25 protein-coding genes and 1 pseudogene are annotated in these 23,209 nt (G+C 69.6%); 11 read left to right on the forward strand and 15 right to left on the reverse strand.

The window, feature by feature from the left end; all coding sequences use genetic code 11:
• Window positions 1-68: 68 nt before the first annotated feature.
• Window positions 69-857, reverse strand: a complete 789-nt coding sequence (locus tag CLV30_RS03635) for an oxidoreductase (protein WP_106535818.1) — start codon at window positions 855-857, stop codon at window positions 69-71.
• Between the two features lie 276 nt (window positions 858-1,133).
• Here CLV30_RS03635 and CLV30_RS03640 point away from each other — a divergent pair, with 276 nt between their 5' ends.
• Window positions 1,134-1,619: a hypothetical protein gene (locus CLV30_RS03640; RefSeq protein ID WP_129710842.1), complete on the forward strand. Its 486-nt coding sequence runs from the start codon at window positions 1,134-1,136 to the stop codon at window positions 1,617-1,619.
• Window positions 1,620-1,687: 68 nt separating this feature from the next.
• Here CLV30_RS03640 and CLV30_RS03645 read toward each other — a convergent pair whose 3' ends face one another.
• From CLV30_RS03645 to CLV30_RS03670, 6 genes are all read right to left on the reverse strand, one after another.
• Window positions 1,688-2,404: a B3/B4 domain-containing protein gene (locus CLV30_RS03645; protein WP_106536056.1), complete on the reverse strand. Its 717-nt coding sequence runs from the start codon at window positions 2,402-2,404 to the stop codon at window positions 1,688-1,690.
• Window positions 2,397-3,002 (reverse strand): helix-turn-helix domain-containing protein, encoded by a 606-nt coding sequence (locus tag CLV30_RS03650; RefSeq protein ID WP_106535820.1) that lies wholly within the window; start codon window positions 3,000-3,002, stop codon window positions 2,397-2,399. Before CLV30_RS03650 ends, CLV30_RS03645 begins: the two co-directional genes overlap by 8 nt.
• Before the next feature lie 56 nt (window positions 3,003-3,058).
• Window positions 3,059-3,526, reverse strand: a complete 468-nt coding sequence (locus tag CLV30_RS03655) for a dihydrofolate reductase family protein (RefSeq protein WP_106535821.1) — start codon at window positions 3,524-3,526, stop codon at window positions 3,059-3,061.
• Complete coding sequence (locus CLV30_RS03660) at window positions 3,523-3,993, reverse strand: SRPBCC domain-containing protein (RefSeq protein WP_106535822.1); 471 nt, start codon at window positions 3,991-3,993, stop codon at window positions 3,523-3,525. The genes CLV30_RS03655 and CLV30_RS03660 overlap by 4 nt, the downstream gene beginning before the upstream one ends.
• Window positions 3,990-4,328 (reverse strand): ArsR/SmtB family transcription factor, encoded by a 339-nt coding sequence (locus tag CLV30_RS03665; protein ID WP_106535823.1) that lies wholly within the window; start codon window positions 4,326-4,328, stop codon window positions 3,990-3,992. The genes CLV30_RS03660 and CLV30_RS03665 overlap by 4 nt, the downstream gene beginning before the upstream one ends.
• A 65-nt stretch (window positions 4,329-4,393) precedes the next feature.
• Window positions 4,394-4,825, reverse strand: coding sequence for a pyridoxamine 5'-phosphate oxidase family protein (locus tag CLV30_RS03670; protein ID WP_106535824.1), 432 nt, complete (start codon window positions 4,823-4,825; stop codon window positions 4,394-4,396).
• Between the two features lie 82 nt (window positions 4,826-4,907).
• Between CLV30_RS03670 and CLV30_RS03675 the strand changes: the two genes are divergently transcribed.
• From CLV30_RS03675 to CLV30_RS03685, 3 genes and pseudogenes are all read left to right on the forward strand, one after another.
• A complete protein-coding gene (locus CLV30_RS03675; protein WP_106535825.1) occupies window positions 4,908-5,888 on the forward strand; it encodes an AraC family transcriptional regulator in 981 nt (326 codons plus the stop codon).
• 150 nt (window positions 5,889-6,038) lie between these two features.
• A pseudogene (locus CLV30_RS03680) lies at window positions 6,039-6,376 on the forward strand (IS1380 family transposase); the annotation flags it as partial.
• A gap of 612 nt (window positions 6,377-6,988) precedes the next feature.
• A complete protein-coding gene (locus CLV30_RS03685) occupies window positions 6,989-7,216 on the forward strand; it encodes a hypothetical protein (RefSeq protein WP_106535826.1) in 228 nt (75 codons plus the stop codon).
• Window positions 7,217-7,274: 58 nt separating this feature from the next.
• Here CLV30_RS03685 and CLV30_RS03690 read toward each other — a convergent pair whose 3' ends face one another.
• Entirely contained in the window at window positions 7,275-8,315 is a 1,041-nt protein-coding gene (locus CLV30_RS03690; protein WP_106535827.1) for a saccharopine dehydrogenase family protein, read from the reverse strand.
• A 70-nt stretch (window positions 8,316-8,385) separates the two neighbouring features.
• Between CLV30_RS03690 and CLV30_RS03695 the strand changes: the two genes are divergently transcribed.
• Entirely contained in the window at window positions 8,386-9,327 is a 942-nt protein-coding gene (locus tag CLV30_RS03695; RefSeq protein ID WP_106535828.1) for a GlxA family transcriptional regulator, read from the forward strand.
• A 51-nt stretch (window positions 9,328-9,378) separates the two neighbouring features.
• Here the strand turns inward: CLV30_RS03695 and CLV30_RS03700 are convergent, their stop codons facing one another.
• Window positions 9,379-11,424: a HelD family protein gene (locus tag CLV30_RS03700; RefSeq protein ID WP_129710841.1), complete on the reverse strand. Its 2,046-nt coding sequence runs from the start codon at window positions 11,422-11,424 to the stop codon at window positions 9,379-9,381.
• Window positions 11,425-11,823: 399 nt separating this feature from the next.
• On the opposite strand from CLV30_RS03700, the gene CLV30_RS03705 reads away from it, so the two are divergent.
• On the forward strand, window positions 11,824-13,854 hold the full coding sequence (locus CLV30_RS03705; RefSeq protein WP_106535830.1) for an MSCRAMM family protein: 2,031 nt from the start codon (window positions 11,824-11,826) through the stop codon (window positions 13,852-13,854).
• Window positions 13,855-13,932: 78 nt separating this feature from the next.
• On the opposite strand, the gene CLV30_RS03710 is transcribed toward CLV30_RS03705, so the two are convergent.
• Window positions 13,933-14,364, reverse strand: coding sequence for a PPOX class F420-dependent oxidoreductase (locus CLV30_RS03710; RefSeq protein ID WP_106535831.1), 432 nt, complete (start codon window positions 14,362-14,364; stop codon window positions 13,933-13,935).
• 61 nt (window positions 14,365-14,425) lie between these two features.
• A complete protein-coding gene (locus CLV30_RS03715) occupies window positions 14,426-14,887 on the reverse strand; it encodes an imine reductase family protein (RefSeq protein WP_338068478.1) in 462 nt (153 codons plus the stop codon).
• Between the two features lie 90 nt (window positions 14,888-14,977).
• Between CLV30_RS03715 and CLV30_RS03720 the strand changes: the two genes are divergently transcribed.
• On the forward strand, window positions 14,978-15,955 hold the full coding sequence (locus CLV30_RS03720; protein ID WP_106535833.1) for a DUF6454 family protein: 978 nt from the start codon (window positions 14,978-14,980) through the stop codon (window positions 15,953-15,955).
• 13 nt (window positions 15,956-15,968) lie between these two features.
• Here the strand turns inward: CLV30_RS03720 and CLV30_RS03725 are convergent, their stop codons facing one another.
• Entirely contained in the window at window positions 15,969-16,586 is a 618-nt protein-coding gene (locus CLV30_RS03725; RefSeq protein ID WP_165358437.1) for a GNAT family N-acetyltransferase, read from the reverse strand.
• Between the two features lie 290 nt (window positions 16,587-16,876).
• Between CLV30_RS03725 and CLV30_RS03730 the strand changes: the two genes are divergently transcribed.
• Window positions 16,877-17,536: a TetR/AcrR family transcriptional regulator gene (locus CLV30_RS03730; protein WP_165358436.1), complete on the forward strand. Its 660-nt coding sequence runs from the start codon at window positions 16,877-16,879 to the stop codon at window positions 17,534-17,536.
• Here CLV30_RS03730 and CLV30_RS03735 read toward each other — a convergent pair.
• A complete protein-coding gene (locus CLV30_RS03735) occupies window positions 17,533-18,048 on the reverse strand; it encodes a nucleoside deaminase (protein WP_106535835.1) in 516 nt (171 codons plus the stop codon). The genes CLV30_RS03730 and CLV30_RS03735 overlap by 4 nt on opposite strands.
• A 19-nt stretch (window positions 18,049-18,067) precedes the next feature.
• Window positions 18,068-18,703, reverse strand: coding sequence for a TetR family transcriptional regulator (locus tag CLV30_RS03740; protein WP_106535836.1), 636 nt, complete (start codon window positions 18,701-18,703; stop codon window positions 18,068-18,070).
• A 101-nt stretch (window positions 18,704-18,804) separates the two neighbouring features.
• On the opposite strand from CLV30_RS03740, the gene CLV30_RS03745 reads away from it, so the two are divergent.
• Together CLV30_RS03745 and CLV30_RS03750 are read left to right on the forward strand one after the other, a co-directional pair.
• Entirely contained in the window at window positions 18,805-19,944 is a 1,140-nt protein-coding gene (locus CLV30_RS03745) for a ferredoxin reductase (RefSeq protein ID WP_205740454.1), read from the forward strand.
• Between the two features lie 192 nt (window positions 19,945-20,136).
• The gene (locus CLV30_RS03750; RefSeq protein WP_165358452.1) at window positions 20,137-21,270 is read left to right on the forward strand and encodes a fatty acid desaturase family protein; all 1,134 of its coding nucleotides are present in this window, start codon (window positions 20,137-20,139) and stop codon (window positions 21,268-21,270) included.
• Between the two features lie 97 nt (window positions 21,271-21,367).
• On the opposite strand, the gene CLV30_RS03755 is transcribed toward CLV30_RS03750, so the two are convergent.
• A complete protein-coding gene (locus CLV30_RS03755) occupies window positions 21,368-22,636 on the reverse strand; it encodes an outer membrane protein assembly factor BamB family protein (protein WP_106535839.1) in 1,269 nt (422 codons plus the stop codon).
• Between the two features lie 189 nt (window positions 22,637-22,825).
• Between CLV30_RS03755 and CLV30_RS03760 the strand changes: the two genes are divergently transcribed.
• A complete protein-coding gene (locus tag CLV30_RS03760; RefSeq protein WP_106535840.1) occupies window positions 22,826-23,200 on the forward strand; it encodes an iron chaperone in 375 nt (124 codons plus the stop codon).
• Window positions 23,201-23,209: the final 9 nt, after the last annotated feature.

Below are 23,209 nucleotides of genomic sequence, written 5' to 3' on the forward strand. Positions count from 1 at the left end.
GATGTGTCCCGGCGCGAAGTCGATGAATGCTTGTCGCCGGTGTGTGGCGTTTCGGAAAACCGTCGGCGTCAATCCATCGGGAATTCGCCGCCGTCCACGATGAGATTGCGCCCGGTCAGCCAGCCGGCCCTCTCGGACACGAAGAACAGCACCGCGTGGGCGATGTCGTCGGGCTGACCATCGCGCCCCAGCGGCGGCGTGTCGCTGGCGTTGGTCTCCGCCGGCGCCGCACCCATGCGTGCGGTCACCTCCGCCCACTGTTCCCGCGTCGTTTCGCCGCCGGGGGTGGCGACCCTGCCGGGAGTGACGGTGTTGACACGGATACCGGCCGTGGCCAGCTCCATGGCCATTCCCCGGCTGTAGTTGTCCAGTGCCGCCTTCGCCGTGGTGTAGTGCAGGAACTGTCCTACCGGGGTGAGCACGGCGGCCGACGAGACATGCACGATCGCCCCGTCACCGCGTTCCCGCATCCCCGGCACCAGCTGCACGTCCAGCCGCACCGACGCCAGGAAGTTCAGGTCCAGCGCGTCCTGCCACTCCTCGTCCGGGATGGCCGCGACGCCTTCGTGCGGGCGCGCCCCGCCCGCGTTGTGGACCAGGATGTCCACCCCGCCGAGCATGTCCTGTGCGGCCGTGGCGAGAGCCTGCGCTCCGGCCTTGGTCCGGACGTCGGCCTCCACGAAGGTGGCCCCTTCCGGCACGGTGCTCGTCGCTGACCTGGCGGTCGTGAGCACGTCGGCGCCGGCGTCCAGGAGCTGGCGTACGACGGCTGCTCCGATTCCGCGTGAACCGCCCGTGACCAGGGCCCGCTTTCCCTTGAGTTCTTGCGTTCCCGAGCCGTTCTCGAACGTGGTCATGCCATGGTCCTCTCGTTTGCGAGTTCGTCCGCTCGACGGAGGAAAGAATTCACGTGCGCACCAGCGCGAATATTCTGGAGAAATCGCGGTGAGCACCTCGCCGAGCAATTTGACGCTACGTCCGCAGCAGAACGAATGGCAAAGACGAAATGTCAGCAGCCGCCATAGGGAATCCCTATATCGCTCCAAGGCGAGGCGGAACCGGACGGGTGCGGTGGACGTCGGATCCATGCGACACCGAGCCGCATCGACGACTCCATCGCAGAGGAGAGGTCCGTGCTCATGTGGCGAAAGCACCGAGCTGTACCCGCCGTCGCGATCGTGGTGCTCGGTGGCCTCACGGCCTGTGGATCAGAGGATCAGCCGAGCGATCGTGGCGAACAGCGTGTTCAGGCGCAGAACAACGGCGACGAGACCACTGACATCAGCGCTTCGTGCGCCAAGCCCATGACCGACGTGTCCGACGCCACCGTTGTCGCGGGCGAGTCGATCGGCGTGTCCGCCAAGGGGATGTGGGAACAGTGTCTCCCTCCTGGCTGGAACACTCCGGGCGTGACACCCGGCGAGCGGGTCCCGGACACGGATCTGCGTGTCGTGTGGCGACAGGGCTCCGCGGAGTCTGTCCTGGACACTGTGGACGCCGACGCTGACGGCGTCGTCGAACTGTCGGTGACGATTCCCGACGATGCGCAACCGGGGGCGGCCGACATCACGATCGCCACCGCAGTGTCAGCAACGGTCACCGTCGAATCAGCGAACTGACGATCCGGCGCTCATCGCCGCGACCGCGCCGAGCCACGGCGGCGGGACGTCGCCCGCGCCCTGACGGTTCATGCCGCCGAGATCACCCGCGACGCCACCGTCACGTTGCTGCCGAGCCGCTCGAGTTCTTTCGCCAGACCGTCGGCGGCTGCTCGCAGCGCGTCGTCGCTCATCGGGTCGAGAGCGTCGAGGATGAACACCGCCGAGGTCGTCGTGTCGGTGAGTGCGGTGCGCCGGCCCTGCCGCCAGTTCCAGCGGCGGCACGTCACGCCGGCGTCGTCGCACCACACCACCTCGCCGGGATCCGGATTCTCGACGACCGGCGCACCGTCGGCGATGGTGTCGAACGGCTCCGCACCGGTCGCGCGGATCAGCTGCGGTGCTCCCTGGTAGCAGGCCAGGTCCTCACCGCCCAACGGCACCTGATGCAGCACCGAGATCGCGTTGTAGGCATCGGTGAGCCGGTTCACCCGCGGCAGTCCCGTCGCCGCACGCCGCATGAGCGCCTCGAGGCTGTTGCGGGTCCGCTGCGGCTTCGCGCCGAACGCGCGGTACGCCTCGCGCCACGCGGCAACGTGCGGAACCTCGGTGAACGGACGGTCAGCGAGGGTCTGCGCTGCCGCATCCTCGGCGGCGACCATGAGCTTCTCGTCGTCGGGAGCGCTGGGGCCGGGTTCGATGCCGTCGGCGGCCATCAGCAGTACCCGGTAGTCGGGGCGCAGCGCGAACACCTCCGGGGCGACGCGCGCGGAAGCCAGAAATCGGGTCTGCGACGGGTCAGGCATGCGTGTTCCCTGTTCGGTGCCCGGCACCGACCCCGGGCTCGTGGACGGTCAGCGAAAACCGGGCCGGCTCCTCGCCGGGGTTCGCATAGGAATGGGGCTCGTCTCCGGCGAAGGTCAGGGCGTCGTCGGGACCGAGCGTGAACGTGTCGTCAGCCACCGTGACGGTGAGGGTGCCTTCGATGACGTGCAGGAGTTCTTTCGTGCCGGCGGAGTGAGCTTCGCTCGCGTGGTGCTCCCCGGGCGCAAGGGTCCATGTCCAGAGCTCGACCACGTCCGGCGGTTCGGTGCCGGCGACGAGCACTCCGCGGCCGCCGGATGCGCCGCGCCACAGCACCGCGCCTTCGCCGGTACGGGTGACACTTGCGCGATCGTGCGCAGGAGGTTCGACCAGGGCGGGCAGGCCGACCCCCAGGGCGTCGCCGAGACGCAGCAGGGTGCCGATGCTCGGATTCGTCGCTCCCTGTTCGACGTTCACGACCATCCGGCGGCTCACGCCCGCGTGCTCGGCGAGTTGGTCCAGCGTCCAGCCCACAGAAGTCCGCTCGTGCCGGACGCGTGCGCCGATCAGCGCAGCCAGCGTGTCCGTGTCCGCCTCCATGAGTGCATCATAATGCACTACACAGTGCATCGAAACTCGCGTTCATGCTCGCGTGATCAGGGTTGTGGCTGCGGCCGCAGATCCGCGACGCCGTGGTAGTCGTCGGTGCGGGCCGCGCCCGTGGCGTGATATTCGAGCAGCAGCAGGCCCGGCGCCGTGGCCTCGTGCCGAACGAGCCGCAAGCCCGTCGCCGCGTTCGGGTGGGTGAGCAACTGCCGCCCCGCCCCGATCAGGACCGGCGCCACGACGACGTACTTCGGCAGCGAGTTCATCCGCCCGGTGAAGGGATCGCGGGGGTCGGTGATGCGGGGCCAGTCGCGTGCGAACGCCTCGTACGTCCGGCGCCCGAGCAGCAGGCCGTCGGCGAGGTCGAGCCACTCCGACGTGCGCTGGACGAACAGCTCGTCGATGTAGGGCACCAGCCAGCCGCCACGGCTGAAGCCGTCGCTGGTGTCCTCCGTTCGCGAGCCCGGTCCCTGACTCACCCCGTCGAGGGTCAGGAACTGCGTCATGGTGATCTTCATGCCGCGTTCTCCACGAACCGGCTGAGCTGGTCCGCGACGGTGCCCCAGCCCTGCGTGAAGCCCAGTTCGGCATGGCGTTTCCTCGCGGCCGGATCTCCGTGCCGCACGACGATCCGGTAGTCGGTGCTGTCGGCGTGCTCGCGCAGCGTGATCTCCGCGGTCATCGCGACGGGGTCGGGGTTCGCCGGACGCCACTGGCTGTCCACGGTGTTGGTGAACACGAGGCGCTCGAGCTCGTCCACCAGCAGGAAGCACGCATCGAGGTGCGGGCCGAACGTGACGCCGTCGTCGCTCATCCTGGTGACGAACGCGCCACCGGGGCGGACCTCCAACCGGTCGACGCGGCACAGCGTCGGGGCGGGGACCCACCACTGGGACAGACTGGCCGGCTCGGTCCACGCGTCCCAGACGGCCCTGCGGGGCGCCCGGATGACGCGTTCGATGCTGAGGTCCAGATCGGGGTTCATCTCGTGTTCCTCTCCGTTTCGGTGACGAACCGCTCGAGCCGGTCGGTGCGGCCTTCCCAGAGGCGGCGCTGCTCGGTGAGCCAGTCCTCGACGACCGCGAGCCGTTCGCGGTTGAGTTCGCAGGTACGCACGCGGCCGGACTTCGTCGTGCGGATCAGCTCGTTCTCCTCGAGCATCCGCACGTGCTTCATGAACGAGGGAAGGGTCATCGTGGCGTCGCGCGCCAGGTCGCCGACGCTCGCCGGCCCGTGCCCGAGGCGGTGGATCACGGCGCGCCTCGTGGGGTCCGCGAGAGCGAGGAACACTCCGTCGAGCCCTGCCAAATGCTGTGCCACGAGGCTAAGTATCTCCGGCTGCGATACTTAGCGCAAGGGCACAGTGTGACGGGTCTGCGCGGCGGTCAGATCGCGTAGCGACTGACGGTCTCCGGGTGGATGACGAGACGGACCAGGTCAGTGGCCATGATCTCGGCGAGGTCGTCGGCGCGGGCATGGTCGTCGAGGTCCCAGTAGCGCGGGGCGAGGCGTGTGCACAGGTCGTATGCGCCGTCGGGCTCCACGGTGGTGTGCCCGGCGACCGCCACCCAGCGCTCGCGTTCCCCCACCGGCGCGGCGACGACGATCGAGGCGCGGGGGTCGCGCGTCAGGCGCCGCACCTTGAGCGTGTCCGAAGCGGTGAACAGTTGGATCGTGCCCTCGGTGGTGGCCTCGAACCACACCGGCCGCGGCTGAGGCGGCAGCGGCCCGGCGGCCACGGACAGGAACCCGTGCAAGGGGCGTCCGAGGAACTCGAGGTCCTCGGCGGTCAGTCTGCTGCTGGTGACGTTGTTCATGACATCGATTGAACACGGCCGACTTGGACGGAGCCATAGGTAAGAAGCCGGATCACCTGTGTCATCGTCTATCCTCGCGGAGGTGGACGTCTTCAGTGACCTGATCCGAGGGGTGCGAGCCCACGGATCGTTGTTCGGCAGCTCGACCCTGTCCCCGCCCTGGGCGCTGCACTTCGTGGACGGGGCTCCGCTGACCCTGTGCACCGTCCTCACCGGAGCGGGCTGGATCGTGCCGGAGCACCGTCCACCCGAGCCGCTCCGGGCCGGCGAGACGATCGTCGTCCGCGGTCCCGCGACGTTCACCTTCGTCGACGAACTCGAGACCCCGGCCGAGCCGGTCGCGTGCGGAGAGCACTGCGCGGCACCGGAAGAGGGTGGGACGAGGTACCGGCGCGGCTGGAACGACCTCTCCGGGGGCACTGGTGCCGGCGAGGCCGTTTCCGGGGCGACGACCCTGGTCACCGGCGCCTACCCGGTGCGCGGCGAGATCAGCCGCCGGCTGCTGGACGCGCTGCCCGTCGTGCTGCGCGTGGACGCCGGCAGCACGGCCGACGCCGTGCTGGAGCACCTCGCCGCCGAGGTCGCCGTCGACACCCCGGGCCAGCAGGTGGTCCTCGACCGGCTGCTGGACTGGATGCTGGTCTGCACGCTGCGTGAATGGTTCGACCGGCCCGACGGCGCACCTCCTGCCTGGTGGGCTGCCCAGCGGGATCCGGTGGTCGGCGACGCGCTGCGCCTGTTGCACGCCGACCCGGCGGCACCGTGGACGGTCGCCGCGCTGGCCGAGCTCACCCAGGTGTCGCGTTCGACGTTGGCCAAGCGGTTCACCGAGCTGGTCGGGGAGCCGCCGCTGACCTACCTCACCCGCTGGCGCATGACGCTCGCGGCGGACCGGCTCGTCGAGCACGAGGCCACGACCGTCGCGGACGTCGCCCATACGGTGGGCTACTCCGACCCGTTCGGGTTCAGTGCGGCGTTCAAGCGGGTCCGGGGTGTCAACCCGAGCGAGTTCCGCCGCACCACGACGCGCACGTCCCGAGCGGCCGAACCGGCACTGTCCTGAGGTCAGGCGCGCGTGCGCTCGACATACAAATCAGCGACGAATGTCGGCTCGAAGTCGCGAATATCCGTCGGATTTTTGCATGTCGAGCGCTCACATGTATGTCGTACCGTGACTGGCCGGGCGCTGCGCATCAAAGACGCCTTCGCGCGCCGCCGCCACGCGATCATTTCCGGACCGTGTTCGCCGACCTCATCGACGGGCCCCTGGCCACCTTCCGTCCGGCCGGTTCGCCGCGAACAGCGCCTGGGCCACCTGCGCGGCGATCACGCACAACCTGCTGCGCGCCGCCGGAATCCCTGACCAGCCCCGACAGCCGGCGCGCGCGGCGTCACCCTGCGCCGACGCCTCGTCACCGTCCCCGCCCCGCCTGGCCCGACCACAACGCCGCGTCGTGCTGCATCTACCCCGCGCACTGGCCATGGGGCGAGCAGTGGAGCGCGCTCATTCGCCACGTGTTCGCCCCTCCGCCACTGGGCCACTCACCGCCGCCTGAGGATCGACCACCAGCCGCACGCGGCACCGACCGGAGGCCACAGTGGAAATGCTGGGCAGACCAGCCACGCCCGACCACAGCCAATACCCGTCAAGATCAACAATCCCGCGCGAAGATCACCGTGCAGCTGGTCCACGGATCGAGGCTCAGTGTCAGCTCGCTGGTGCGGTGACAGCGAGAACGCTGTCACCGCACCAGCAGCCGGACAAGGCACCCCCGCGTTGCTTGTAGCTGCAGCGTACGGGCACAACGGCCTGTGAAATCTTGAGACGATCCGGTCGATCGGACGTCGAACCCAGCCGGCACCGAGGTACGACCCGAGCCTCGAGCTTCCTGCCTCAGCGACCGAGCGCCGCGGCATCCCGGCACCGAGCTCGGCGAGACGGCTCTGCGCGAGCCATCGGACGTCGACACGGTCCGCACGCCCGACCGGACCGGATGGAGCAGACACGACACCCTCGCACCGGAGCCTTCGTCGTCGCGGCGGCGAGAACTCCGGACTCGTCTTGGGTGGTCCCGCGGTACTGCAACCGTGCCGCCGCCAGGAGAAGTCCAGCAGGCTCTGTGCGGGTGCTGCATGGCGCGGCGTCATGATGACGTTGACCTGATGACTCTGCCTGCGAACATCGCTCACGGCACGGCCGTCCGGTGGATCGGCGTCCCGTACACAGAGCTGTCCGAGGACGTGCTCCCGGGGACAATCGGCGTGTTCCTTGATTTCGACGGGCCGGGATCGTCGGAAGCGGTGGTGTCCTTTCCTGGGATAGGGACATTCGTCTGCTCAACCGAGGACGTCGAGGTTGCTGCCATCAACGACGAACCGACTCGACCATGAAGTTCACCATCGACAGCTGGGGTGTGAGTTGCGCACTCGAGAGTGACCACACCTCTGGCTATCCGGTCCGTGCGCATTCGACGTCGACATCTCGTGTCGACAGGGTGAGGTGATCCGGGGTGAGCGCCTCCAGGAAGTCGCGTGCGTCGAAGGTCTCGCCCGGTGCGGCAGCGCCCCGGATCACCGCCCGTCCGTCCAGCAGCCGCTGCACGGCCTCGACGACGAGGGGCGCGGTGACGGCGTAGATGTCTCGTCCTCCTGCCGAGATGCGGCGCTGGGCACGTCCCCGGCATACGGTCACGTCGACGACGAACCGCTGGGCGGAGCGACCGGTCTCGTCGATGGCCTGAGGTGCGGGTGTGCCGGAATCGTGGATGTCGTCCAGCGCGTCACTGGCCAGGTAGGTGCGGACGGACGATACGTTCAGGTGCCGAGCCACGCTGATGACCTCGGTGAACGGTGCGCCGATCACGGTTCGCCGCCCCAACGGCTCGGGGAACTCCCAGTCGCGGACCGGCGCGGTCGTGGGTGCCGGGACGAGTTGCCCGCCCTCGACGACGAGGCGGGTCGCGGTGTTGCGTCGACCGGTGTTCCGCGTGCCGATCGTCGGCCACCACCTGTCGATACCGATCGCGACGACGATCTCGTCCATGGCGTCCCAATCGGCGGCCGCCGCGGTTGCCAGGAGGTCGGCGAGGCCACCGTAGAAGGCCATGGCCGGCACCGCCGCGACGCCTGCGTGCTGCGCGCGCCTGTCATGGGAGTCGTAGATCTGCTGGGCTGCTGCCTGCTCCGCGCTGATGTCGAGATAGTGCGCCCCGGCCTCTATCGCGGTCTTCGCGACCGGGACGGCGGTGTCGAGGAACGGGCCGGCGCAGTTGACGACCGCCGCGACACCCCGCATCGCGGCGTCCAACGCCCGGTCGTCGTCGACGGCCGCCGGCCGTACATCGAGGCCGGGGTGCTGCGACCCCAGGTCCTTCAGAGCCGCCGGGTCTCGGCCGGACAACACCGGCGAGAAGCCACGTCGCAGCAGCTCGGCCACCACGAACCGCCCGGTGTGTCCGTAGGCGCCGTACACGAGTACGTCTTCATTCACGCCGCCATCCCATCAACTCGAGGGGGCGTGGACGAGTGTCTGATCCGACAGGGTGCGTACAGTTTCGGACATGCACTCGGTCGCTCTGGCAGTCCACGAGAGTTCGATGCTGTACGAGACCGCCATCGCGGCGGAGATCTTCGGTGTCGACCGATCGGACCTGTCACGTACCGGCGACTGGTACCGCTTCGCGGTGTGCACGGCGGACGGAGCGCCGGCCAGATGGCTGCCCGACGTGCCGACCCGGAGCTTCGCCGCGCTGGCCGACGCGGACCTCGTCGTCGTGCCGTCGGCGAGCGACCTCGACCAGGAGCCGAGGGCCGATCTGCTGGCTGCACTGCGGCGGGCGCACCACGCGGGCGCCCGCATCGCCGCGCTGTGCACCGGAGCCTTCGTCGTCGCGGCCGCGGGACTGTTGGACGGACGCGCCGCGACGACGCACTGGATGCACGCGGACGTGCTCGCGACGCGATACCCGCGCGTCGACGTCCGCCCCGACGTCCTCTACGTCGACGACGGGCCGGTGCTCACCTCGGCGGGCAAGACGGCCGCTCTCGACCTCTGCCTCCATCTGGTCCACCGCGACCACGGTGCCTCCGCGGCGAACGGGCTCGCCCGTCGCCTGGTCGTCCCGGCGCACCGCCCGGGCGGTCAGGCGCAGTTCATCGATCCTCCGCACGATCCGCAGGTGACCGACGGCCTCGGCGCGGCCCTGGAGTGGGCTCGGGGGCACCTGGACCGGCCGATCACGATCCGGGAACTGGCCGACCGGGCGGCGCTCAGCACGCGGCAACTCGCACGCCGGATGCGCGCGGAGGTCGGTGCCGCGCCGCTCGCGTGGCTGCAGCAACAGCGGATCGTCCGAGCGCAAGAGCTACTCGAACGCACCGACGCGTCCATCGAGCAGATCGCGTCCCGCTGCGGGATGGGGACCGCCGGCACGCTGCGCCGTCACTTCTCCCGTGTCACAGGGGTGAGCCCGACGACATACCGGACCGCGTTCCGCAACTGACCGCACCACGAGCCGGCCGAACCGTTCGATGCGGACCGTCGGCCGGAGGGCTCAGTGCCGCGACGCCACCGCCGGCGCGACGGCGTTCGCGTCGTCGAGTTCGGCCGGCAGCGGCCGGGCGTGCACGATGGTCAGCCGCGAGACCGCTCGGGTCAGCGCGACGTACAGGTGCCGCAGTCCCACGTCGGGGCGGGCCAGGCCCTCGTCGGTCGCCAGCACGACGTCGGCGGGTTCGACCAGCACGACGTGGTCGTACTCCAGACCCTTGGCCAGGCCGGACGCGACGAGTTCCACGCGATCGCCCGCGGGAAGCACGGCCCGGACGGAGTCCACGAGGTCGTCGGGGGCGATGACTCCGACGAGCCCTTCGTCGAGCAGCGCACGTTCGACGGCGTCGGCCGTCGCGGTGACGACGTCGTCGGATCCGATCACGTCGACCGTGCCGCCGGGCCGGATGGAGCGTGCGGGAGACACGGACACGCCGAGGTGGGGTAGTACCCGGTTGCCGAGCTCGATGATCGCAGCGGGGACGCGGTATCCCGTGGTCAGCTCCGTGTGCTCGGCGTCATCGTGACCGAGATGGGCCATCTGGGTGCGCCAATCCGCGGCGGCCCACGGCGTGGTGCCCTGGGCGAGGTCCCCGAGCACGGTCATCGACCGTGCGCCGTTGCGTCGTGCGACGGCGCGGCACTGCATCGGTGACAGGTCCTGCGCCTCGTCGACGACGATGTGCGCGTACGTCTGCTCCGGCTCGATCGGCCGCAGCTGCGCCTGGACCTCGTCGAGCAGCAGGATGTCCGCGGCGGACGGTTTGGCGGACCGCTTGCCTGCCTGCAGAAGTTCGGTCTCCTCTGCCGTGAGCAGCCCTGCGCAGATCTCGGCCCGGAACGCCTCGTCCGTGCCGAGCTTGCGCAGCACCTGTTTGGCGGTCAGCCGTGGCCAGACCGTGTCGAAGAACTCCTTGACGGACGGGTGGCGTTTGATCGCGGCTCTCGTCCGGCCGTCCGCTGATCGCCGGGTGCGTTCCTCGAACTGGCGCTCGAAGCCGTGCATGACGGCCTGCTCGAGAGCCTTGCGCCCGGCCTCCCAGGTGTGCCGCGTGGTCACGACCCTGTCGATCGCATTGGTGAGATAGTCGACGCTGAGCGCCATGCGGATGCCGTCGTGCAGCGCGACCAGGCGGTCCTCGACGTGTCCCCGGTGGTTCCAGACGGCCCGCCGGCACGCCTCGGCCATCCGTGCGTCGTGCTTGACCAGGGAGACCTCGGGGCGGTCGCGGCCGGGCGCGTCGGCGGCGCCGGTGAGCTGGTCAACGGTGACCTGCCAGACGGAACGCTCGCCGAGCGCGGGCAGGACCTCGGAGATGTAGGTGAGGAAGTTCTCGTTGGGGCCGACGACGAGCATGCCGCTGCGGGTGAGCCGGTCGGGGAAGGAGTAGAGCAGCCAGGCCGCGCGGTGCAGCCCGACGGCCGTCTTCCCGGTGCCCGGCGCTCCCTGGACACACAGGGTCGTGTCCAGTCCGCGCCGGATGAGTTCGTCCTGTTCGGGCTGGATCGTGGCGACGATGTCGCGCATCGGTCCGGTGCGCGGCCGCTCGATCTCGGCAGCCAGCGCGTCGGAACCGCCGTCCTGTCCCAGCCGAAGATCCTCGTCCTCGAAGCCGGTGAGTGTGCTGCCGTTGAAGCCGAACCGACGGCGCCGGATGACGTCCTGCGGTGCATGGACCGACGCCCGGTAGAAGCGCTCGGCCACCGGAGCGCGCCAGTCCACCACCAGTGGTTGTGAGCGGTCGCTCTCGTGAGCCACGTGCAGCCGGCCCACGTGGTAGTCCGCGCCCGAGTCGAACCACAGCCGCCCGAAGAACATCGGAACGTCCCGGTCGGCGAGCTTGCGAAGGCGTTCCTCACCGCGCTTCGCCATCGCCTGGCCCATGTTGTGGTCCGGCCCGCCGTCGTGGGCGAACCGGTTCTGCTTGCTCTCGACGAAGTCGGCCTCGAACTTCTCGAGCCGCGCCACGGTCGATTCGCGCATCGTCGCGACGACGTCCCGGACGCGGTCGTGGTGGTCGATCTCGGCGCGTAGTTCGGCCTCGGACACGGTGTGGTTCTCCACGGGGCGGCGGGGCGTTGCTCGGTGGCGTCGGGGAGCCGAGTGCGCGTCTCCGCGCCGACGTCAACCCGCGGCAACCTTACCGGCGCGTGAGTGTTCGATGACGTGATGGTGACCGCACGCACAACGGTGCGCTCGCGGCCTCCGCGACGGCGGGGACGGTCACGTTCCGGGCGTACGGATGGGGAGTTGTTCGAGCTCGCGGCGTCTGCCGGTGAGCAGCAACGTCGACACACCCACCGGATGGGAAAAGTCAACGAAATTCGCGGATGTGCTTGACGGTCAGGTGAGTCAGGAGCAGTCTGAGCGCGATCCGGCGCGTTGATCTCAACCGCACAAATGGGGGAACCGTGCGTCGATCGACGGGATCAGCAATGGGGGTCATGTATGTCCAACTCGAACGCGTACCGGTGGCACGCAGGTATTGCAGCGGCGACCGTACTGGTGTTCGCCGGTACCGGAGTGGGGGTCCCGGCGCAGGCCAACACCGATGGGAACTCGGTCATCGGCGGGTTCGAGATCGACGGAAACTTCTACGAAGGTTTCGACAATTCATCCACCGCGACCGGGCCGGACGGTGACCCGGTCGACTGGGGATCCGCGGAGATTTCCACGGACGTGTCGCATCTGGTGGATCCCACCGGGAATGCCGACGACACCGTCTACGGCCAGGGTTCGAAAGAAGACGACCTGTCCTCCTGGCAGAACGAGGGTTCGCAGTCGGCGCCGGGACAGGCCGACATCGGCAACATCTACGTCTACGACCGGGTGGTCGGCGGTGACCTGTACGCCTTCGTCGCCTTCGACAGGGCGCAGACCACCGGCACCACGACGTGGTATCTGGAACTCAATCAACACCCCAACACCACGAATCAGCACGGCGTATCGGTGCCCGACCGAACGGTGAACGATCTACGGCTCACCATGACGGTGCAGGGCAATGGGGACTTCGCGGTGGAGACGGCGCACGTCTGGGACGGGTCGGACTGGGTGGTGGCACCGGGGGGCAGCGGTGACGCATGGGCCGGGCTGGCCAACGACTCCGAGATCACCACGACCGAGGGCGCGCGCGAGGAAGCTCGGTTCATGGAGCTCGGCTTCAACCTCACGGAGTTGCTCGGCGCGGACGACGCCTGCGTGTTCACCGGCTACCAGGCGCTCAACCTGCGTTCGCAGTCCGGCCAGGGGACCAATGCCGAACTGAAGGACCACGCCGTCGGCACGGTCGACGTTCCCAGCCGTTGCGGCGACCTGGTGATCGAGAAGAGAGACGTCGACGGCAACCTCGTCGGCGGTGCGACGTTCGGTGTCACGCCGAATCCGATCCCGGAAGCCGACGACCCGGGTGAGCTCACCATCGTCGACAACGACGAGAACGACGTCGACCCGGCCGACGGTGTCGTCCGCATCGATCCGGCCGAGCCCGGCGAGTACACCGTCACCGAGGCGTCGCCACCACCGGGCTACATCGGGACCGACGAGGCGCAGGAGGTCACGCTCGACGAATTCGGTTCGGCCACGGTCGTCTTCGAGAATCGTCTCGGCACGCTGGCATGGCAGAAGCTGGACGAGAGCAGCGGTGAGCCGGTCTGCTGCGCGACCTTCACCGTCGAGGCCACCGAGGGAGACGGGGCCGATGCGGGCGTGTCGGTGACGGTGGTCGACAACGGGGAGAACGACGCGGACACGGCCGCCGGTGTGGTCCTCGTCGAGGAGCTGATGACCGGGACGTACACGATCACCGAGACCGTCGCTCCGGAAGGCTACGAGCTTCCGGTCGATCCGGTTCGCACCGACGTGGTCATCAGTGCGGAGACACCCGACGTGGTGGTGAGCGAACCGTTCGAGGATCCACGTCAGCTCGCCGAGTTGACCGTGCGCAAGATCGCCGAAGACTCCGAAGAGCCGCTGGCCGGTGCCGTGTTCGAGCTTTACCTCGACGACGGCAACGGTGCTCCGGATGCTCCAGAGGGCGACACGTTGGTGGGCGAGTGCACGACCGGCGCCGACGGCACCTGCACCAGGGACGGCCTGGATTTCGGTGATTACTACTGGTTCGAGGTGCAGGCGCCCGACGGCTACCTCCTGCCGGAGACACGGTTCAGCGAGATGATCTCGGTGACGGCGACGAACACCGGAACCTCGCCGGCGACGGTGACGTTCGTCGACCCGCCTGCCGAACCGGAGCCGACGCCTACACCGACGGAGCCCGAGCCGACTCCGACAGAACCGGAGCCGACACCTACGGAACCGACCCCGTCGCCGACGGAGCCGGAGCCGACGGAGCCGGAGCCGTCGCCGACGGACCCCGGTCTTCCCGACACGGGCGGCTCGTCCGTCGCCGGGTGGCTGGCGATCTCCCTCGCACTGCTGATGACCGGCGCGGTCGTGCTGGCGCGACGACCCAACCAGTGCTGAGCCGGACCGGGGAAGGCGCCCGGCGCCGCGGCTTCGGCGCGGGCGCCTTCCCCGGTTGCGTACTCCGTCAGGGCGTGGTCAGCGGATCTTGGCGCCGTAGACGTGATCCACTGTCATCGTCATCAGCACCCTGCGGTCGGAGACCATCACCGACCGGTACTCGTCCCAGTCCGGGTGTTCTCCGGCGGCCCGGCGGTAGTAGTCGACCAGCGCCTCGACCTCCGGGCCGTGCGGGTCGGTGCTCGGTCCGGTGAGCGTCGCCGTGCCCTCGGCGGTGGCCCAGGCCCAGCCGTCAGGGCTGGTGACCTCGAGCGTGGCGCGCGGGTCCCGGCGCAGGTTCGCGGTCTTCGCCCGCCCTTCCGTGATCGACACGAGGATGACGCCGGCCTCCTGGTCGTAGAACGGCGTCACCGGTGACAGCTGCGGGCGCCCGTCCGACTTGATGGTCGCCAGGACGCCGAGGCGGCTCTCGGCGAGCAGTGCGTACGGGCTGAACTGTGTGGTGGTCATGTGTGGAGCCAAGATCCGAACGGGTGCCGAATATTCCTGCCGCAGTGGGGGAGACCGCCGGTCATGGCCGGTCTCCCGCGGGCTTGCGGAACTGCTCGATCAGCGCCGGGTAGCCGTTGCCGCCGTGCCCGTCTGCTATGGCCCGGTCCGCCAGGGCCTTGACGAATCGCGGAAACTCGGTGCTGACGCCGAGCGATTCGCTCTCGTGGACGAGGTGGTCGATCGCTGCCAGGTGGGTGTCCATGGTGGAGTCCGCAGCCGCGTATGCGCCCTCGTCGATCTGCCGGGCATACCCGGGCAGCCAGCTCGCGACGGTCGCGAGTCCGCCGCTCGCGACCGGCGTGAATGCGGCGGCGTCGACACCCGCGGCGGTGAGCAGCGCGGTGCCCTGGAGGAAGCCGTCCAGGATGCCGTACATCAGGGCCAGCCCTGCACGACTACATCGACTCCGCCGAACGGCGCTTGCCGCGTCCCGTCCCGGACGGGGATGGCGCCGTGCCGGAGTCGGCGCCGGCGTGATCACCGGGACGCCACGTCCGGTTCGCGGAGGGTTCCAGCGCCTGTCGACGCGCGGTCGCGCAGCGGCATCCGTGGCCCGGCTAGCATCCGGCCCATGAAGATACGCCTCGCCGCTCTCGCTGGCACGACGGCCCTGGTCGTCGGCGTGGCCGCCGTCGCCACGTCCACGGCATCGACCGACGACGTCCGGGCGAAGGGCCGTGACGAACCGCTGGTCGCAGCGTTCGACCGGGTCGATCGCGGCACCGAATGGGTCCACGCCGACACCGTCGACCTGGACTTCGAGACGTATCACCCGCAGGCGATGGAGGTGGTGGGCGACCGGATCTACCTGTCCTCGGTCGAGATCATCGAGCCGACGCAGCGCTATCCGGAGCCGATCGATGGTTACGACCGTAGCCCGGGCCGGGGCGTCGGGCACCTGTTCGTGCTCGATCGCGAGGGCAACCTGCTGCGCGACATCGAGATCTCGGACGGGCACCGGTACCACCCGGGCGGTCTCGACGTCCACGGCGACGCGCTCTACCTTCCGGTCGCGGAGTACCGCCCGGACAGTTCCGCGGACATCTACCGCGTCGACCTGGACACCTACGAGGTGACCCGGATGTTCGGTGTGGACGACCACGTCGGTGGCGTGGTCATGGACCAGGCGACCGGGCGGCTGGTGGGCCAGTCCTGGGGATCGCGACGGTTCTACGAATGGAACGTCAAGGGCAAGCAGAAGGACACCTGGCTCAACGAGAACCACTTCCTGGACTATCAGGACTGCGAGTACGTCGCCGCCCGCAAGACGCTCTGCTCGGGCGTGACCGGCCTTCCGGCCCAGCCCGGCGCGGACGCCGGTTACGAGCTCGGCGGGTTCGCCATGATCGACCTGCGGGACGGGCACCGGATCCGGCACGAGGTGCCGCTGCAGCTGTGGTCGGCGGCCGGCCACGTGATCACCCGCAACCCGACGGACATCGACGTCGAGACCCGCGGCGACAGTACGGAGCTCACCCTCTACGCCGCTCCGGACGACTCAGACGAGGGCGCCGGCACCCAGGTGCTGATCTACACCGCCGAGCCGTGATCCCACCGCCGGGTCAGTCCCGCGTAGCGGGCCGGTACATCGGCTGCAGCGTCGGACCGTCGTACGGGAGGTGGATCGCCGGCCCGTGGTCGCGGAACCCGAACCGCGCGTAGAGGTCCCGGCTGCGCGGCGTCGACGCTTCCAGGTAGACGGGCCTGGCCTGCCGGTCGGCGCGGTGCAGCGCAACGGTGAGCATCGCGGTCCCCACACCGTGTCCGCGGTAGGCGGGCAGCGCGGCCATGGACGACAGGAAGAGGTGTGACGTGCGCGGATGTGCGGCGGCCGTCGCCTCCGCGACCAGAACGAGGCGGTTGGCCACCGGGTCGTCCTCGGCAGGAGGCTGTGTCTGAGACGGCTCGGCGTCCCCGCCGTTGCTGTCGAGCCACACCGACGCACCGGCGACGTGGCCGTCGTCGGTGACGGCGACGAGGACGTTTCCGGCGTCGATGGCGGCGCGCAGCGGGACGTCGAAGAACTCGTCCGCACGGAGACGGCGCTGCTCCGGGTCGGGGAGCACCCATGTGAACACGGCTTCGTCGGCGAACGCCTCGAGGCACGCGGCGACGACGGTGTCGGCCTCGGCGGTGGTGGCCTGCCTGGCCTCGATGCGCGGGCGTGTCGTGGACGTCATGGTGTCGGTCCTCTCTGCTCGATCATGGTTCCACGCTGATGGCGAATGCTCCGACGACCCAGTAGTTTCGTCACATCGGGTCGATGTGACGAAAGGCTGCCGGGATGGATTGCGCCGAATGTCAGGACGAGTTGCCGTCCCCGGCCGGCACAGGCCGTCCCCGCCGGTACTGCTCGCGAGCGTGCCAGGCGCGCGCGTACCGGCGTCGCCGTGATCGTGGCCGGTCCGCGCCGCGGCACGGCGACGTGACCGGTGCGTGGGCATCGGAGGCCGCGAGCACGTCGACCCCGGTGACCGTCGACGATCTGGTCGAGGCGGCGGTGGCACTGGCGGATCGTCAGGGCATCGAATCCGTCACGCTGCGATCCGTGGCGCGACACACGGGCGCGTCGCCGGTCAGGGTCGAGCGGCTGATCGGCAGCCGGGACCGGCTGGTCGCCGCGATGACGCAACACGTCCTGTCCCGGCCCCGCCGCGATCCATCGGCGATGGCGCCGGGGAGCGCGGCGAGGATCGTGGCGCTCGCGCAGTCGGAGTGGCGCAGGTACGAGCGGCATCCGTGGCTGGTCTCCGTGCTGGCCAGCAGCCGGCCACCGGTCGAGCCGGCCGTCCTCGAGCACGCCGGCGACGTGATCGACGCTTTCGTGCGGCACGGACTCGACCCCGCGGACGCCTTCGACCGCTACATCGCGCTGAGCGCCTACGTCCAGGGCATGGCGCGGCTGCTCACCTCCGAGCAGCACGAGACCCGTGCGCACGGCGTGACGTACGCCGCGTGGTGGGCGGCGCAGCACCGTCGCGCCGAACGCACCGGCCGCGACCGCCGCCACCCGTGGATCGCCCAGAACACCACCGCCAGCGGCGCGGACGGCCACGACGACGTCGCCCGGTGGTTCGCGGCCGGCCTGCCGCGCGTCGTCGACGGACTGCTTGCCCGCAGCACGCCCTAGTCCGTGGTGTCGATGCCGAGCATCCGGGCGTGCAGCGAGCGGATTTCCGCGGTGAGTGCCGGCTCGGGACCGGCGACCGGGGTGCCCGGCGCGACGACGGTGATCGGCAGCGGTGCGACCGGACCGGTCGGCTCGAACCCCCAGTCCTTGCGCCACCCGGTCAGCTGTTCGGTGCTCGCGGCGTAAACGATGCGGCCGAGCCCCACCCAGGCGTGCGCGGCGCTGCACATCGGGCAGTGTTCGCCGGAGGTGTAGACGGTGCTTGCGCGTCGCTGTTCGGGGGTCAGGTGAGCGGCAGCCCACCTGGCGATGGCGAACTCCGGATGCCGGGTGGCGTCACCGCCGGCGACCCGGTTGCGGTCGGCGAAGCGGACGGTGTCGTGGTCGTCGACGAGCAGCGAGCCGAACGGTTCGTCGCCGGCGTCGAGAGCCTCGCGGGCGAGGTTCACACAACGCCGCAGGAGCTCACGGTCCTTCGCGGTCACGGTGCTCGGGTCGTACGCGGACGTCATGGCAGCGACGTTACGTCCCTCAGGAGCGCCAGTCGCGGAAGCCGATGACGATCAGCCGCATCTGGCGACGTGCGCCGTCCTTGATCTCGTCCTCCAGATCGGTGCGGCCGTCGGGGATCTCGACGATCTCCTCGGCGTTGGCGACCATGTTGCGGACGAACAGCCGCGCCACCATCCGGACGTCGTCGCTGCTCCACGTCTCGATGTTCGGCAGCCGCGCCAGAACCACGGCCAGCTCGCTGACGAACAGGTCCAGTTCGTGCCGGATGGCGCGCCGCACGGTGGGTGAACCGCCGACGCGCTCTCGGGCGACGAAGGCGAAGTCGGCCTTGTTCTGCTTGACGGTCTCGACCAGGATCTCGGCCGACGCGTCGATGATGTTGTCGAAGACGTGGGGGTCGCGCTGGGCGTCGCGGATCATGCGGCGCAGCGTCGCGAACGACTGCTCGACCAGTGCCAGCCCGAGTTGGTCCATCGAGTCGAAGTGCCGGTAGAAGGCGGTGGGGACCACGCCCGCGTGCCGGGCGACCTGGCGCAGGCTGAGCTGGGCGAAGCCGTGCCGGCCACTCAGCTCGAGGGCCGAGCGCAGGATCGCATCGTGGGTGCGTTCCTTCCGCTCCTGTCGTGATTCGGGCGCGACACCGACTCCGGCCATGCCCAACAGCGTAGATGCCGTCGTCAACAGTGCACATCTGTCCACCGTGGGCGACGTCACGCACGGTGGCACTTGCGCCGTTTGTCACGTCCGATCACTATGTGAGTGTACAGGCGTACACTCAAGCCCCGCGGGAGGTCGCGATCGGCATCATCCGCCGTGCACTCGGCTCGCGTGCCGTCGCGAGCCTCACGTCGCCGCACACCGTCGACCACTACCTCGAGCAGGTGCACCCGATGCTCACGGTGGCGCTGGTGCGCGCGCGAGTCGTCGACGTCCGGCGCGAGACCGGCCAGGCGAGCACGGTGGTGCTGCGCGCGAACGGCGCATGGTCGGGGTTCCGTCCCGGCCAGCACGTCCAGTTCGGTGTCGAGGTGAACGGCACCCGCAAGATCCGCTGCTTCTCCGTCTCCAGCTCGGGCGCGCGGCCGGGCAACCGGTTCAGCGTGTCCGTCAAGGCGCATCCGGACGGCTACGTCTCGCAGTTCCTGCACCACCGGCTCCGGCCGGGCACTCTCGTCCACCTGTCACAGGCCGAGGGCGAGTTCGTGCTGCCCAGTCCGGTGCCGGACGACCTGCTGCTGCTCAGCGGCGGCAGCGGCATCACGCCGGTGATGTCGATGCTGCGGACGCTGCGCGACACCGGCCACCGCGGCCGGGTGACGTTCCTGCACTACGCCCGGTCCCGCGCGGACGAGATGTTCGCCGACGAGCTCGAAGAGATCGCCGCGGCGATGCCGTCGGCGCGAATCCACCGCGTCTACACCCGTCGGCCCGAGGACGCGGCGCGCGGCGGCCCGTCCGGGCGGTTCACCGCCGAGCACCTCGAGCAGGTGGGCGTGGACCCGGCTCGGACGCCGAGCTACGTCTGCGGACCGGCCGGGCTGATCGCCGCCGTGCGGGCCGCGTACGACGAGCTCGGCGCCGGCGCCATGCTGCACACCGAGTACTTCAAGGTGCCGAGCGTCGACCCGGACGCCGCCGACGCCACCGGCACGCTGACTTTCGAAGACAGCGTCGCCAGCGCGGAGAACTCCGGCGCCACCATCCTCGAGCAGGCCGAGGCCGCCGGGCTGACGCCCGCGTTCGGCTGCCGCATGGGCGTGTGCAACACCTGCGCGACGCGCAAGAACCACGGCGCGGTCCGCCACGTCATCAGCGGCGCGGTCGGCGCCAACACCGACGAGACCATCAAGATCTGCGTGAACGTGCCGGTCGGCGACGTGAACGTGGCCCTCTGAGCTGACCTGTGAGAGCCGACTTAGTGAGCCGACCTGCGAGCCCGATCTGCGAACCGACGAGAGGCAGCGATGTTCACCAGGAGACGTAAACCCGCACCGGTCGAGCGGCTGAGCGCGACCGACCACAACAAGGCGCCGGAGCCGCTGGTGGGGGAGGACGCCGGTAAGCGCTCCACCGTCGGCCTGGACTACATGACCTACGAGCAGCTCGAGGATTTCGGTTCCGAGCTGGACGACGTGCGCCAGCGCATCCTGAACGATCTCGGCCAGCGCGACGCCGACTACATCCGGCGGGTCATCCGGGTGCAGCGGGCGTTCGAGGTGCTCGGCCGGATCGGGCTGTTCTTCCCGTTCTACTGGCCGGTCTTCGTCGTCGGCATCGCCCTGCTCGGCCTCGCCAAGATCCTCGAGAACATGGAGATCGGGCACAACGTCATGCACGGTCAGTACGACTGGATGAACGACCCGATGGTCGACGGCAAGCGCTACGAGTGGGACATCGTGGCGCCGGCGCAGGACTGGAAGCACGGCCACAACTACATCCACCACACGTACACGAACGTGCACGGCATGGACCGCGACATCGGGTACAACCTGTTCCGCATCGATGCCGACCAGCCGTGGTACCCGAGCCACCGCTTCAATCTCCCGCTGGCGTTCATGCTCATGCTCGTCTTCGAGTGGGGCGTGATGTACCACGGTGTCGAGCTGGACGAGTACCTCGCCGGGCGGATGCCGAAGGAGGAGTTCCAGGCCCGCAAGAAGCGGGCGCTGCGCAAGATCCGCCGCCAGGTGTTCAAGGACTACCTGCTCTACCCGGCGCTGAGCCTGCCGCTCGTCCCGTTCACCGCCTGGTGGGTGCCGCTGGCCGTGCTCGGCGGCAACATCGTCGCCAACGTGATCCGCAACATCTGGTCGTTCAACGTCATCTTCTGCGGCCATTTCCCCGCCGACGTGCAGACCTTCAGCAAGGAGCAGGCGGAGAACGAGAACCGCGGGCAGTGGTACCTGCGCCAGCTGCTCGGCTCGGCGAACATCACCGGGACGCCGCTGTTCCACCTGCTGACCGGCAACCTCAGCTACCAGATCGAGCACCATCTGTTCCCGGACATCCCGGCGCGGCGCTACCCGGAGGCCGCGCGCGAGGTGCGCCGGCTGGTGGAGAAGTACGGGCTCGAGTACAACACCGGCCGGCTGTCGAAACAGCTGGCGAGTGTCGCGCGGCAGCTCGCGACACTGGCCGTCCGGCCGGACGACCCGTACAAGCGCGGCAACAGCCCGGAGTCCAAGGCGTTGCGCCGCGCCCAACGCGCTGCCCGGGAATGACCACGTTCACCATGGAATTCCATGCGTCACCACCCCTGCGGGCCTCGTGACGCGTGCACAAGCCTGGTGACGGCCGCAACGGAAGCGGCTCCGGGCCTCAGCCCGCCACCGGGTAGACGTTGACGTCGGTGCCGTCCTGGGCGATGCCCACGTGGTCGTTCACCACGGCCGGGGCGACGCCGCCGTCCTCGCTGACGACGTCACCGGTGCGGGCGTCGACGACCACGGCCGCGTCGTCGCGCGCGACGTACACCGCCCCGTGCCAGAGGCCCTTGAGTCGCCCGTCCCACGAGTCGTCGTGCCACAACACCTCGCCGCTCTCGGTGTCCATGGCGACGGCTTCGGTGTCGTCCTCCACACAGACCACCACGGACGCGTCCACGTCGGACAGGCAGAACATCGCGCCGTTGACGCCGTCGTCCGCGGTGAAGGCGACCTCCTGGTCTTCGATGCTGACGAAGCGGGTCGCCTCCATGGCAGACGACACCTTCAGCCACGGACCTGCCGGCCCCACCGAGTACCCGGCCAGCTCGGCGGAGTGCGCGGCCGGCTCGTCGCCCTTCCAGAGCTGCTCACCGGTGACGATGTCGACCGCGGTCAAGGTGCCGTTCGCCCCGAGCCCCGCCGCGGTGCCCTGGTGCACGCCGGACACGCCGAACTCGTCGTCGGTCCACACGACCTCGGGGTCGTCGAGGGCCAGGCCGAACGTCGTGGACGCGGCGGCGTCACGGGTGGTCTCGACGACGGCGACACCGTCGTGGGCGCCGCGGACGACGACGGACGCCACGTTCTGCGGCACGCGTGGCCGCGGCGTGGGGTTGGGCGCGGTGAAGCGCCAGCGTTCCTCGCCGGTGGCCGCGTCGACGGCGATGATCTCCACGTCGAACTGCACGGCGCCGGTACTCGGTTCCACCGCGAACCCGGCCAGGACCACCGGCTCCCCATCGACGTCGACCAGAGCCGGCGGGAACAGGAACGCGTCCGACGGGCCGATCCCGGCCGGGTCGAACAGCAACGGCCGCTCGGGTTCGAACTGGGCGACGGTCTCGCCGCTGGTGACGTCGTGGACGGTCAGCGCGCCCCAGTCCGCCAGGAATGCCAGCTCGCCGTGCAGGACCGCCGCCGGCCACCCGCCCTGTGGGGCGTCCTCGGTCAGCGTGAACGCAGGTTCCGGATCGAAGCTCAGCGGAGCGTCGCCGTCGTCGCCGTTACCCGCGCCGCCGGAGCCCTCCCCGGAGCTCTCTCCGCCGGAGCTCTCCGAACCACCCGCGTCGCCCGAGTCGTTCGAACAAGCCGACACCGCGAGCACGGCGGCGATTCCTACCGCCAACAGCTGCCGCGTCCGGCGTCCGTTGGTCATGCGCATTGAGACATCCCCCTCGATCGACCCCAGTCAGTCCACCCCGCGCCGACCGAGCCGGACATTTCGGGCACATGATCGGCGGTGACATGACCGTAGCAGGGCGGCGACGAACGCTCTCGCCGAGCCGTCCGGGCTGTGGACGTCGCGCGCGGGACGTGCGCAGGATGTCGTGCACGACCCGAGGAGGCTGAGATGGCACGGACCAAAGACGATCCCGCAGCTGTCGACGAGTACCTGGCCGGGCTGCCCGACGACCGCCGCACCGCGCTGGAGGAGCTGCGACAGCTCGTCAAATCGACCGTCCCCGAGGTGCGGGAACGGATCTCGTACGGCACCACGGTGATCTTCGCGCTCGACCGCGACCTGGTGGGGCTCGTGGCGCAGCCGAAGCACCTGTCCTTCTTCACCATGAGCCCGGAGCTCGCGGCCTCGATGAAGAGCGAGATCACACGGACGCACAAGGTGTCCGGAGCGACCATCCACTTCACACCGGAGAACCCGCTGCCGGCGCCGCTGGTTGAGCGGATCCTCGCGGCGCGGGTGGCGAAGCAGCGCCCGGCCTCGTGAACGTCGCGC

Origin of the sequence: Haloactinopolyspora alba, from assembly GCF_003014555.1 — a bacterium.
Classification (GTDB): Bacteria; Actinomycetota; Actinomycetes; order Jiangellales; family Jiangellaceae; genus Haloactinopolyspora; species Haloactinopolyspora alba.

Excerpts from the sequence above, each read along its gene's own strand:
- CLV30_RS03670 (WP_106535824.1), bottom strand. The coding sequence starts at position 4,825 with ATGAACAACGTCACCAGCAGCAGACTGACCGCCGAGGACCTCGAGTTC.
- CLV30_RS03695 (WP_106535828.1), top strand. The coding sequence starts at position 8,386 with ATGCACTCGGTCGCTCTGGCAGTCCACGAGAGTTCGATGCTGTACGAG.
- CLV30_RS03755 (WP_106535839.1), bottom strand. The coding sequence starts at position 22,636 with ATGCGCATGACCAACGGACGCCGGACGCGGCAGCTGTTGGCGGTAGGA.
- CLV30_RS03645 (WP_106536056.1), bottom strand. The coding sequence starts at position 2,404 with ATGCCTGACCCGTCGCAGACCCGATTTCTGGCTTCCGCGCGCGTCGCC.
- CLV30_RS03760 (WP_106535840.1), top strand. The coding sequence starts at position 22,826 with ATGGCACGGACCAAAGACGATCCCGCAGCTGTCGACGAGTACCTGGCC.
- CLV30_RS03750 (WP_165358452.1), top strand. The coding sequence starts at position 20,137 with ATGACCTACGAGCAGCTCGAGGATTTCGGTTCCGAGCTGGACGACGTG.
- CLV30_RS03720 (WP_106535833.1), top strand. The coding sequence starts at position 14,978 with ATGAAGATACGCCTCGCCGCTCTCGCTGGCACGACGGCCCTGGTCGTC.
- CLV30_RS03635 (WP_106535818.1), bottom strand. The coding sequence starts at position 857 with ATGACCACGTTCGAGAACGGCTCGGGAACGCAAGAACTCAAGGGAAAG.
- CLV30_RS03705 (WP_106535830.1), top strand. The coding sequence starts at position 11,824 with ATGTCCAACTCGAACGCGTACCGGTGGCACGCAGGTATTGCAGCGGCG.
- CLV30_RS03685 (WP_106535826.1), top strand. The coding sequence starts at position 6,989 with ATGACTCTGCCTGCGAACATCGCTCACGGCACGGCCGTCCGGTGGATC.
- CLV30_RS03725 (WP_165358437.1), bottom strand. The coding sequence starts at position 16,586 with ATGACGTCCACGACACGCCCGCGCATCGAGGCCAGGCAGGCCACCACC.
- CLV30_RS03650 (WP_106535820.1), bottom strand. The coding sequence starts at position 3,002 with ATGGAGGCGGACACGGACACGCTGGCTGCGCTGATCGGCGCACGCGTC.
- CLV30_RS03660 (WP_106535822.1), bottom strand. The coding sequence starts at position 3,993 with ATGAACCCCGATCTGGACCTCAGCATCGAACGCGTCATCCGGGCGCCC.
- CLV30_RS03710 (WP_106535831.1), bottom strand. The coding sequence starts at position 14,364 with ATGACCACCACACAGTTCAGCCCGTACGCACTGCTCGCCGAGAGCCGC.
- CLV30_RS03740 (WP_106535836.1), bottom strand. The coding sequence starts at position 18,703 with ATGGCCGGAGTCGGTGTCGCGCCCGAATCACGACAGGAGCGGAAGGAA.
- CLV30_RS03735 (WP_106535835.1), bottom strand. The coding sequence starts at position 18,048 with ATGACGTCCGCGTACGACCCGAGCACCGTGACCGCGAAGGACCGTGAG.
- CLV30_RS03655 (WP_106535821.1), bottom strand. The coding sequence starts at position 3,526 with ATGAAGATCACCATGACGCAGTTCCTGACCCTCGACGGGGTGAGTCAG.